The 11,799-nt window shown below is 37.6% G+C and carries 11 protein-coding genes; all 11 read right to left on the bottom strand.

The features are described from left to right. Positions 1–4: 4 nt before the first annotated feature. Positions 5–754: an urease subunit gamma gene (gene ureA / locus MYP_RS09250; RefSeq protein WP_045461961.1), complete on the bottom strand. Its 750-nt coding sequence runs from the start codon at positions 752–754 to the stop codon at positions 5–7. 3 nt (positions 755–757) lie between these two features. Next, a complete protein-coding gene (urtE, locus tag MYP_RS09245) occupies positions 758–1,465 on the bottom strand; it encodes an urea ABC transporter ATP-binding subunit UrtE (protein WP_045461959.1) in 708 nt (235 codons plus the stop codon). Positions 1,466–1,492: 27 nt separating this feature from the next. Beyond that, the gene (gene urtD, locus MYP_RS09240) at positions 1,493–2,239 is read right to left on the bottom strand and encodes an urea ABC transporter ATP-binding protein UrtD (protein ID WP_045461956.1); all 747 of its coding nucleotides are present in this window, start codon (positions 2,237–2,239) and stop codon (positions 1,493–1,495) included. A gap of 4 nt (positions 2,240–2,243) precedes the next feature. Then, positions 2,244–3,347, bottom strand: coding sequence for an urea ABC transporter permease subunit UrtC (urtC, locus tag MYP_RS09235; RefSeq protein ID WP_045461953.1), 1,104 nt, complete (start codon positions 3,345–3,347; stop codon positions 2,244–2,246). A 20-nt stretch (positions 3,348–3,367) separates the two neighbouring features. Beyond that, the gene (urtB, locus tag MYP_RS26365; protein WP_197060045.1) at positions 3,368–4,999 is read right to left on the bottom strand and encodes an urea ABC transporter permease subunit UrtB; all 1,632 of its coding nucleotides are present in this window, start codon (positions 4,997–4,999) and stop codon (positions 3,368–3,370) included. Positions 5,000–5,153: 154 nt separating this feature from the next. Continuing rightward, complete coding sequence (gene urtA, locus MYP_RS09225; protein ID WP_045461950.1) at positions 5,154–6,485, bottom strand: urea ABC transporter substrate-binding protein; 1,332 nt, start codon at positions 6,483–6,485, stop codon at positions 5,154–5,156. Positions 6,486–6,510: 25 nt separating this feature from the next. Continuing rightward, positions 6,511–7,047 carry a HupE/UreJ family protein gene (locus MYP_RS09220; RefSeq protein WP_045461946.1) on the bottom strand — a complete coding sequence of 179 codons (537 nt, stop codon included), beginning with the start codon at positions 7,045–7,047 and terminating at the stop codon, positions 6,511–6,513. 110 nt (positions 7,048–7,157) lie between these two features. After that, positions 7,158–8,546, bottom strand: coding sequence for a hypothetical protein (locus MYP_RS09215; protein ID WP_156140449.1), 1,389 nt, complete (start codon positions 8,544–8,546; stop codon positions 7,158–7,160). A gap of 590 nt (positions 8,547–9,136) precedes the next feature. Next, on the bottom strand, positions 9,137–10,192 hold the full coding sequence (locus MYP_RS09210) for a T9SS type A sorting domain-containing protein (protein ID WP_081990456.1): 1,056 nt from the start codon (positions 10,190–10,192) through the stop codon (positions 9,137–9,139). Positions 10,193–10,337: 145 nt separating this feature from the next. Then, a complete protein-coding gene (locus MYP_RS09205) occupies positions 10,338–11,006 on the bottom strand; it encodes a YceI family protein (RefSeq protein WP_052430054.1) in 669 nt (222 codons plus the stop codon). A gap of 73 nt (positions 11,007–11,079) precedes the next feature. Beyond that, complete coding sequence (locus tag MYP_RS26060) at positions 11,080–11,451, bottom strand: hypothetical protein (RefSeq protein ID WP_156140447.1); 372 nt, start codon at positions 11,449–11,451, stop codon at positions 11,080–11,082. Positions 11,452–11,799: the final 348 nt, after the last annotated feature.

The following is an 11,799-nucleotide window of genomic DNA, read 5'->3' as shown; positions in this document are numbered from 1 at the left end:
ATATTTATGATATAAAACCTTTTTCCATCATTCTATCCTTTATCAATTCAATACTGTCATGATCAATTTTCCCCTGAATAAGATTATTTCCCCCGAAGACAAGTTTTTGGCCTGCAATCTCTACCAGAGGCACTGTTTTCTTTTCACCAGGTTCAAAGCGGACTGCAGTCCCCGCTGGAATATCAAGTCTAAATCCTATTGCTTTAATCCTGTCAAACTCCAGTGCATTATTTGTTTCAGAGAAAATGTAATGAGATCCTACCTGAACAGGTCTATCTCCTTTATTGATCACATCTATGTTAATGGCCTTTCTTCCTTTGTTTAATTCAATATATCCCTCAGGAACATCCAATAAACCAGGCTTTGAATTGACAATATTATCTATAACAAGTTTTTTATCTGCCGCTACCAGACCTGATCCATAAAGTGCAAGACCATTGTTTAGGCCTTTATTACAAACAGGATTATGAACAGTTACAAGCTTTGTTCCATCAGGAAAAGTACCTTCAATCTGTACTTCATCCACCATATCAGCAACCCCTTCCATTACATCATCAACACCAAGAAGCTGTTTCCCTTTATCCATAAGCTCTGCAACACTATTTCCTTCTCTTATAAACTCAAGCAACTGAGCTGAAATAAGAGCAATTGCTTCGGGATAATTAAGAAGAATACCTCTTGCATACCGCTTTTGCGCCAGAAAACCCGCGTTATGCAACATTAGCTTTTCAATATCTTTCGGAGATAACTTCATACTTTATACTGATAGATGTTTTTTGATTTCCTGATGCTCCAATTCTTCCTTACCTCCCTCCATCACCATTTTACCTCTGTCCATGAAATAATAATAGTCTGTTAGCTGTTTGGCGAAATCAATCTTCTGCTCCACCAACAACACTGAAATATTTTTTTCTCTTGCAAGATTCTTAAGTACCTGAGCAATTTCCATTGCGATTGAAGGCTGGATCCCTTCTGTAGGCTCATCCAGAAGAATAAGAGACGGATTGCTGACCATGGCTCTCGCCAATGCAAGTTGCTGTTGTTGCCCTCCACTGAGATTTCCACCAAGTCTTTTTCTAAAGTCTTTAAGTATAGGAAACAGTTCATAAATCACCTCTTCAGGCAATTTGCCTTTCTTGTTCCCCAAGGCTTCCATGCCCAATTTTAGATTTTCATAAACAGTTAATTTAGGAATAATCTCTCTGCCTTGCGGGACATAACTTATACCCATTCTGGCCTTCTTATGCGGGGGCATTGCACCTATTTCTTCTTTCTGAAATTTTATACTTCCATCTGAAACTTTTACAAGTCCCATAATGGTCTTAAGCAAAGTGGTTTTCCCCACTCCGTTTCTTCCCATTATAGTTGTAATCTTGCCTTTAACAGCTTTAAAATTAACGCCCCACAGAATTGTGCTCTGCCCATATGCTGCCTGTAAATTATTTGATTCCAGTATTATCTCCATGATGATTCAATTTTTATTAAACACTGGTTATTCTAGTTGCGTATTCGTTCTTCCCAAGTAGCAGTCTATCACTCTCTGATCATTTCTGACTTCAGCAAATGAACCTTCCATCAATAGTTTACCTCTCACCAGAACACTCACCAAACGATTAGCAATTTGTTCCACAAAGCTCATATCATGCTCAATAACAATGACACAATGATGTTTGGCAAGATCTGTCAGCAATTCACCGGTCCTATAAGTTTCTTCATCAGACATTCCAGCAGCTGGCTCATCAATAAGCAATAACTTTGGGTCCTGTAACATTACAATAGCTATCTCCAGCCACTGCTTTTGACCATGTGACAAGTTTCCTGCAAGCTTACTTAAATGAATGTCGAGCCTTACCATTTTTGCCACCTGATATATTCTATCTTTAAGTTCCGATGAAATCTTAAAGAACATGGATTTGAATATTCCTTTTGGCATTCTGGCTGCCAGAAGCATATTATCATATACTGTCAGACTTCCGAATATGGAAGGCTTTTGAAATTTCCTTGCAATACCAAGATTGGCGATATCCACTTCTTTTCTTCCTAGAATAGGATTTCCATCAAAGACTACTTCTCCATCATCAGCCTGAGTTTTTCCGCAGAGAATATCAAGGAAGGTTGATTTGCCTGCCCCATTAGGGCCAATGATAACTCTAAGCTCATTCATACCCACACTAAAACCATGAAGATCAAGAGCCTTCACACCACCAAAGGCTACATTTAGATTTTTTACATTCAACATAATATCAGACGTTAGCTTTTAAACTTTCACTGCCTTTAACAGGCGACCATTCGGTCAGCTTTGCCTCCAGCATTTCAATCAATCCCCAGAAACCTTTTTCAAAGAAAAGGACAGTAAGGATAAATAATATTCCAAGGATATATAACCAGGATTCAGGGAACAGACTAGTACAAACACTGTAAAGATAGTTAACCAGCAATGCTCCGATTATAGCACCTTTCAATCTTCCTCTTCCACCAAGAGCAACCCACATCACCATTTCCACGGATGCTTTCACATCCATCCGACCGGGAGTGATGATTCCTGTCTGCGGCGCATACAACACTCCTCCAATTGCTGCGAGGATTGCAGCAATGACGAATACTGCCACCTTATAGTTTACAACATTGTAAGCAGTAAAACTCAATCTGGACTCGCTGTCCAGTATACCTACCAGCACTTTTCCAAACTTGGAATTAACAAGCCACCTGCAAAATAAATATGTACCGCAGAGCGTGAAAAAAGCAAGAAGGTAAAGACCAAGCTTAGTTCTCGGACTTGACAATTCAAACCCCAATAAACTTTTAAAGTCTGTTAATCCATTTGTTCCTCCAAGCATCGTTTCATTTCTAAGGAATATGAACCACACAGCCAATGCCAAAGCTTGAGTGATGATAGCGAAATAAACCCCTTTTATCCTGCTTCTGAAAACAAAGAACCCAAACAGGAAAGCAAAGAGTGCTGGTAATGCTAATGCCAGCAACAAAGAGAGACCGAAAGAATGAAATGGCTCCCAGAAAAACGGGAGTGTCTCTACCTGGTTCCATACCATAAAGTCTGGAATAGCAGCGCTGTAAACACCTTTGCCAGTTGCACTGAGCAACATGTGCATCGCTATGGAATAACCTCCGAGACAAAAGAAGAATGCCTGGCACATTGATAAAACTCCTGTATATCCCCAGATCAGATCAATGCCTAAAGCTGCTATGGCGAAACAGAAATAACGCCCCCAAAGGGAAATTGTGTTATTGGAAACAAATCCCAGGATATTTCCCAATGGGAGCACTATGAGAAATATGATTATTAATAATATATAGAATAAAGAATCTGCTGTTAAATATTTCTTCATACCGGTAAGTTTAAAGTTGACTAATCTTCACCAATTCTTCCTTTATCAGGAAACAAGCCTTTAGGTCTATACTGAAGGAACAATATGATCAGAGTTAGTATGAGTACCTTTCCATACACAGCCTGAAAGAATGATTCCAGCATTTTAAACAGAAACCCTATTCCAAATCCTGAAACAATTGAACCTGCAATGTTGCCAACACCTCCTGTCACCACAACAAGGAAAGAGTCAACTATATAAGTCTGTCCCATATCCGGAACCACATTACCTATGAGTGTCATCGCTGCTCCTGCAAGGCCGGCCAGACCAGATCCCAAAAAGAATGTCATAGCATCAAGTTTATTGGTTTCAATTCCCAGACATGAACTCATTCTTCTGTTTTGTGTAACTGCTCTTATCTGTAATCCCAATCTTGATTTGTACAAAACAAGATAAGTGGCCGTAATCATAAATGCACTAAGGAAAATGATGAATAACCTGTTATAAGGAAGAACAAGATGCTGTACAACCTCCCACCCACCTGAAAGAACTGAAGGAGTTCGGACTGCAGTAAGGTCTCCAAACAATGATCTGGCTATCTGAACAAGTACCAAACCAACCCCCCAGGTAGCCAGCATACTTTCCAAAGGCCTTGAATAAAGGTGTCTGATAATTAATCTTTCTATCACGAAGCCCCAGAAGCCTGAGACCAAAAAAGCCAATGGAAGCGATATCCAGAAAAAAAGATCTGAAGTCGGACTCATGATATTTTGGACGCAATAAGTAGTATAAGCTCCTATCATAAGAAATTCACCATGAGCCATGTTGATTACGCCAGCAAGCCCATAAACAATTGAAAGCCCCAGCGCAATCATAATAAGAATACTTCCAAGACTTAATCCACTGAACAAATTCTGGAACATTCTTAATCTTTCATGCTTTGATTGTAACTCCTCAGCTTTTTCTGAGGCAAAGTTCTTTAACTCTGGATTGGATTGAATCGCTGCGTACTGCTCAAGAATAGATTGAGTGTTAGGTCCCCAATTCAATGTAAGACTATCAGTCCACATTTTATGAGAAGCTTCCGGTGAAGAGTTCAATTGTATTGAAAATATTGTTTCCCTTCCCAATCTTAATATTTCCTGATGCTTCTCATGAGCAAGCGCAGAATATAACTTTGGCAGGATAGACTTATCCTTTAAACCCTGAAACTGAGAATAGGCAAGCTTTCGCTTTTCAACTTCAGGACTTAATAAATTCAGATAAGGAGTTATCGGAGCAAGCAATAATCTGGAACTTCTGCTAAACTCAACTTCTTTTAATTCTGATATAGGAAGGTATAAGGATTTTCCATCGTTGGAAGACAACTCCTTGAACTCTGGATAAACCTCTAATAGCTTAAATTTTTCGGTACCATCATCTGATGTTTGCTTTTCTCCAAGTGTGATCAGAATGTTATTATACATAAATAACTTCTTATCATTAATTGCAGAAAGCAATGGATACACTTCAGTTTTCTCAGATGATATTAGACTATTAATTACAACAGCCTTCAGTGAATCTGATCCAGAAATAAGAGTATTCACTTGTGTCTGAGTATCGCTTACACTAGACTCTGCGAGCAAACGCAATGGTAATGCGAAAACCAACAGAAAGTAGAAAATATATTTCATCTGGTTAATTATTAAATCAAACACAACTAATAGCAATCGTATTCGAAATCCTTTTTAAAACCGGCTGCACTTGGCTTTTGAGTTCCTCATACAGCCGGTAAATCTACCTTTACAAGTCATCAGAGTTACTGATGACTATTTACTCAACTAACAATTAATCATTAAGAGTATATGTACCACCATGACTTACGTGATCGCAATCTTTGTCAGGGGATGTTAGTTTAGACCATGGTTCTGGCTCAACAAGACCATCTGTTTTCCAGATGATATCAAACTGACCGTCGCTTCTTATTTCTCCAATCATTACAGGCTTAGCAAGGTGATGATTTTTCTCACTCATTTTAACAAGGCCCCCTGGTGATTTGAATTCAAGACCATATAATGCAGGCCGCATTTTTTCTATTTCAGTAGTACCCGCTTTTTCTACAGCATTTTTCCAAAGATAGATATCAGTATAAGCCCAGCAGATAGGATCGTCAGTCACACGGCTTTTGCCACCTGGTAATCCTTTTTTCTCACAGAATTTTTTAAAGTTCTCCACAAAAAGTTTGTTCTCGGGAGACTCAACAGACTGATAATAATTCCATGCAGCTAAGTGGCCTACAAGAAATTCTGTATCCATTGAACGCAACTCATCTTCTGCAACAGAGAATGCCATGATAGGACACATCGCTGCAGTAAGTCCCTGATTTGCGAATTCTTTATAGAATGGCACGTTAGAGTCACCGTTTACAGTACTTAATACACATGCTTTTCCGCCAGCTGCAAACTTCTTCACTTTAGAAACAATAGTCTGATAATCCTGATGATGAAAAGGAGTATATTCTTCGATGATATTTTCTTTAGGAACCCCTTTTGAAAGAAGGAATGCTTTAAGGATTTTATTAGCTGTTCTAGGAAACACATAATCTGTTCCTAGCAAATAGAACTTCTTATATCCACCGCCTTTTTCACTCATAAGATATTCAGCAGCTGGTATCAACTGCTGGTTTGGAGTAGCACCTGAATAGATTACGTTTGCAGAACATTCTTCACCCTCATATTGCACAGGATAAAACAAAAGACTGTTATGTTCTTCAAATACTGGCAACACAGACTTTCTTGACACTGAAGTCCAGCAGCCGAATACAGCAGCCACCTTTTTGTCAAGTATAAGTTCTTTTGACTTTTCCGCAAATAGATCCCAGTCAGATGCAGGGTCTACAATAACAGGCTCTACCTTTTTACCAAGCACACCACCGGAAGCATTGATTTCCTCCACTGCCATTTCTATAACATCTTTAAGAGAAACTTCAGAGATAGCCATAGTACCACTCAATGAGTGCAATACTCCGATTTTAATGGTTTCTCCTGATGCAGCTTCTGCTGATTTTTCTTGTTCCGATGCGGAGTCTTTCGATCCTGAACATGAAGAAAACAAGAGGCCAGCAGCCAGCATGAGCGACAGAAACTTATACAAAGTCTTTGATTTAAATGGTGTTTTCATACGAGTCGTTGTTAGAGTTAGTATTTTAGTAAAGTTGTCCGATAATTATTTTGATACCATAGATGAATGAACAAGCAGCAATAAGACATGAAAACCATGTCAGATACCTGGGATGTAAAAACTTTAGTCTTGTGATGGAAGCTGCAATAATTCCCATGCCTACTATTGTACCTAGTCCAAACAGCATCAGGAAAAGTATTTGCTCCTGTCGGTTCTCAGCAAGGCCTGCGAGCATGGCAGCGATAGATCCACTACCAGCAAGGCCGTGAACAACTCCAACATTGAAGAACAAAGTCTTGTTACCTGAAGAGTTCTTTTCCTTTCTTTTAAGAATATATAGGCGATAGATTCCAATCAATACCATCATCACTCCTACAAAAAGTTCAAAAGAAAAATGCTCGGGAAAGGCAATAAAGTTTTTAACAAATGATATAGAAAGAGCCCCGATGATAACAGAGCATGTATGACCCAAACCCCAGGTTGCGCCTAATATCGCTTCTTCCCGGAAGCTTCGTCTGATTTGAACAAGATTACCAACAGCCACTACATGATCTGTTTCCATTGAATGGCTTAAGCCTATAAGTAAAGGTGTTATCATATAAGAGCTAATGGATTGCTTTATCTTGATTCATTCCCCCTAAGGGGACATTGGATTATTAAGTTTTGAAATCTTTAGAAAATAAAGAACTGCAGCTGGCACCACAACTGTCCATAAGTCTTGTTGGAAATTTCTCCTGAATCCTGTGGAACTCCTTTTGTGAATGTCGTATAAGACAATCTTACGTTTGTACCATATCCATTGAAGAAGTAGTTAACACCACCGCCAAATACAGTTCCACCTTGAAGTTTGTTGTATGTAGTCGTATTTCCTTCGGCCTGTTCTTTAGTAGCACTTACTGCCTTATTCTCAAATCTGATCCATGGTTGAACCTTTATGTCTTTAAAGTAGTAGCCAAGTTCAAGGAATGATACAGTTTGCTGAGGGATCATTTTAGCAAAACTATATTTCGTATCTGTCTTAGAACCTCCGGACATGTAGGTAAATGCAGAGTTAAGCGTTACAGAACCTGCTTTTGAAACGGGCACATCAACAAACAAGTCCGCTCCCACATTATAATATGTAGCCTGAGCATCAAAACCTGCACCAAGCGCTACAGTCTTACCGGCTCCAAGTTTAGTTCCTGCATAGTAGTAGTCCTGCTCCGGATCAAGGAAGTTATAAACGACTCTACCGACAGTTCTAAAAGGAGCTTTATCGTCAAATCTTCTTCCTGAAAAAATACCGAAACGATACTCTAGCTTTTTCTTCAGGAAAAATCCTCTCGCATTCAATCCAAGATCACGACCAAAGTTTCCTTGCAGCGGGTCATTTGCAAAGAGATTGTATGGGTATTGATAATAAGTAAAATCATTGGCCATCAGAGATGCTGCTCCCTGAAGCCCGTTCCTGTTATGAGACACAAGTTGCATACCAGCTACAAGCATTATATGCTCATTGAAAGTATGCTCATACTGTGCATCAAGTATTATGGGTGATACTTTTACATTTTTAGTGCTTGAGTCTAGTCTTACTCCTATTGGTGAAGGAATATCCGTTTCAAGAAAGAAAGCTCCTTTTTTTGAAAGTTGTCCACCGACAAGTACCCTGGCTCTGTATAAAGTGATTCCCTTATTCCAGTCGCTACCAGCTTCACCATAGTTGGTGTTTGATCCAAACCCTGTCTGTTGCGAAGATGCAAACATGTGAACAATAGAACCTACACTTATAGATGGTTTAAAGGGTACTGAATCAGCTTTCTCTTCTTTATCAGTCCTAAAATAATGAGAAGGCATTTCTCTCATAATAAAAGTATTGACAGGTGCCTTTTGAAAATTACTCCCGGTAGGGATTCCTGTCTTTTTTCTGAAAGGACCGGAAACTGTAGAGTTTACATCCGTTCCTGATGAATTTTTTTCTTTTTCTTCAAAATCTTCTCCTTTTGAAAAAGCGCCAGTGTTTAACCCCAGCGACAGGGCAGCCATGCAAAAAGCTGTCGGTAAAAGTTTAATTGTTTTCATCATTTGTGTCCTTATTTAATTGTTCAACTAGAATACTTACGTATTTTAAACAATTATATTAAAGTACTTACGTATTTCAAAATGACTTTAAAAAATTCTATAATAATTCATATTTATACTTTTTTAAATAATACTAGTACAAATATTGACATAAATTAAGGAACAATAACAATTAATAGAATCATAAAATACTTTCATGAACAAAATAAGGAATATCTATTGAGCAAACTACTTACGTTCATAAACGTAGTCAATTATTTATCATGAAAATTAAAATTTTAACAAAAAAAAACTAAAACAGTCTAAATTTAACACCTATTTGCAAAAAAGATACATACAAATTAAATAATAATGGAATCATAACGACTTAAAACATCAAACTAAAGTTGGAAAATTAACACCCCATTATACCTGGCCTTTATACATACAATCAAAAAGTATGGATCTATTGGGTAAGGAGAAAAGCGACAAAAAACTTTTTTTAGATAAAACACAAAAAACAACCTGCCTAAGAGCAAGACACAAAAAATGAGACTATAAAAATAAAGGAGCCTCTGAATAATTTCCAGAAGCTCCTTTAATCGTAATTCTGATTATTTTAATACTTCACAGCGAGCGGTCCCCATTCTGTTTTTCCCAATTATCTTAACAAAATACTGACCATTGGCAACATTGCTTAAATTCACATTTACAATATTCCTTCCAGAAGAAAGATAAACAACAGAAGGATTTACAACATTTCCATACATATTTACCAACTCAATTTCAGCCATTCCTGGAGTATCATTTTCTATTTCCAGAGTAAGCTGATCAGTTGATGGTACAGGATAAGCCAAAAGTTTCTGGAAAGACGAACCAGAAGCTTTAACACCAGCGATAATATTATTAAGAGCAACAACTTCTCCGTCAGGCAAAGCAGCATATAAAGCTAATGCTGGCCCATCATTGTTTTGCAAAGGATTCAGAAAGCCGCTTGCAAATATCATAATTGCTTGTCCTGCATAGCCACTTAGGTCTGCAGAAAATGCACCTAAAGTATCTTCTTTATTATAAGTGCTGGTAAGATATATATTATAACTGCCAGGGCTGAGGACATCATAATTTGCATTAAGGTTATATCCAATGGATTTCACTAAGGTGTCACCATCTCCCGTTACAACATTCAATACAGGAGTATCTGTGCTGCCATGCCAGAAGTTAACTTCCACAGTAGAAGGATCGGTAGCTATGTCTTTGGCGGCATTAAAGACCTTTAGAGTAAAAGCAATGTCTTTATTTTCAGGGTTTGGCGCAAACCCGGTTCCTACTACACCAGTTGCCATAATGATATTTTTTGTACCGGGAGCCAGAGTAACTGTAGTACTATAAATAGCATCGGCAGAGCTTGTACTGTTTGCAGGAGCGATATCAATTTTAATGGGCACATCGGCAATAACAGTTTCAAATTCACTCGCCTGCCTGAACTGAACATTGTCAGCCCATAATATGTCACTGAGATAGACGTCGACTGTAAGAAGCTGAGGATCTGCGGCATTATGAATTACCTGAACTAATGCAGTAGAAAACTGAGCATACAAACACCCTGTAGGAAGGAGAACAGATGCAAATACAAAAATCACTTTCTTTAATTGAGTAAAGTTCATTCTCATAGCGTAAATTAATAAAGATTATCAATGATTAAGAAAAACAAACCAGCAGGAATGGTTTATGTTATGAACTTTCAAAAATGCCCTGAACAAAAAAATCCTCCGGTTTTCCCAGAGGATTCATAAAGGAATAATATTTTCTTTAAAACTATTTAGTTGCTTTAAGGTCAAACTCAATATCTACTTCATCATAAATTGCTTTATCTCCTAAGTTTTCAAAAAATTTACCGGAGCCGTAACGAATATCCCATTTAGTTCTGTCAATAACTGTAGTTCCTTTTGCTGTTAACTCATTTCCTTGGTGGTTAATTTTAACCGGTACACTGATTTCATCAGTTTTTCCTTTTAAAGTCAGCTTTCCGGTAACTACCTCTTCTTTCTCCGCTTTACCAGCGTCTAATCTTTGGATTTCAAAGGTAGCAGTCGGATGTTTTTCTACATCAAAGAAATCAGGAGATTTTAAATGTCCGATAAGCTTTTGATTGCTCTCTTTATCTGTTAAATCTTCGTTCTTAATTGATTTCATATCAATTGTAATTGTTCCACCGGTGATTACATTATTAACAACCTTTAATTCACCGCTTTGAATTTTGATCGAGCCGTTATGTTTACCGGTAACTTTTTTACCTGTCCATTTTATGCTGCTATTTGCAGTATCCACTTTATAAACAGCTTCTCCTTCTTGAGAGACTGCATTGCCACCTGTAGCTGTTGCTGTCGTGTCAGAAGTTCCGGATTCTTGTTTCTTAGTTTCACAGGAAAAAAGCAATACAAGAGAAAAGATAAAAAGTAATTTTAAGTGAGATTGTTTCATCATTTTGTGCCATTTTTTTGTTGAAACAAGACAACTTAAAAGTCTAGAAAATGTTTGAAAGAAATCGGAATTTTACCTAATTCTTTGTAACCAACATTCTACCTATGATACTGCCAATCCAACAAAGATTAAAAGAAACCAAAACCATAAAAAGCAAATACTGGGTAGTCAATGCTCCTGCCAGAACAAGCAGGCAAATCAAAAAAATAAGTGTTGTAAAAGAAATTCCTATGGAAGTAAGCCTGGAAACATTCCTTGAAAAGCCATAGAGCCATGTAGCCATTAAACCTGTAAATAGGGGCACTATGCCAAAGACCGCAAATCCAAAAATATGACCAAAATAAATCAGCAGGACATATAACCCACAATTTACAATCAATGTAAATGCAATAGTCAACCACCATCTCTTGGTATCAGACAATAGCGAAATTTTTTCCAGGATATTCATCTATTCTTCAGGAAGGTACCCCATTCAATACCACAACCGAATTCTAAGATACTATATAATTTCATAATTAAAGGAACAATCATTCAGAAAACATCAACTCCAAAATTTAAAAACCTGCTTAAGTACTACTTCCCATGCCCTTCGTCCGGTGACTTCTTGATTTAAAAAAGAACCACAACATTATTGTGGTCCGGTTCTATTATCAAATAAGTCTATAAGTTTAACTTTTGATAGCTTTCTGAAAGAGCATTTTGTTCAAAAAAAGGCTTCCATAATTAACAGAGTTGTTAATTCAACAAAATAGAGAATTTCAAAAGCAAAGATCTACAATTCTCTTTTATTAAGCAT

The organism is Sporocytophaga myxococcoides (genome assembly GCF_000775915.1).
Classification (GTDB): domain Bacteria; phylum Bacteroidota; class Bacteroidia; order Cytophagales; family Cytophagaceae; genus Sporocytophaga; species Sporocytophaga myxococcoides_A.
Note: the sequence above shows the minus strand (reverse complement) of the source record. Positions and strands in the feature narration are given on the sequence as shown.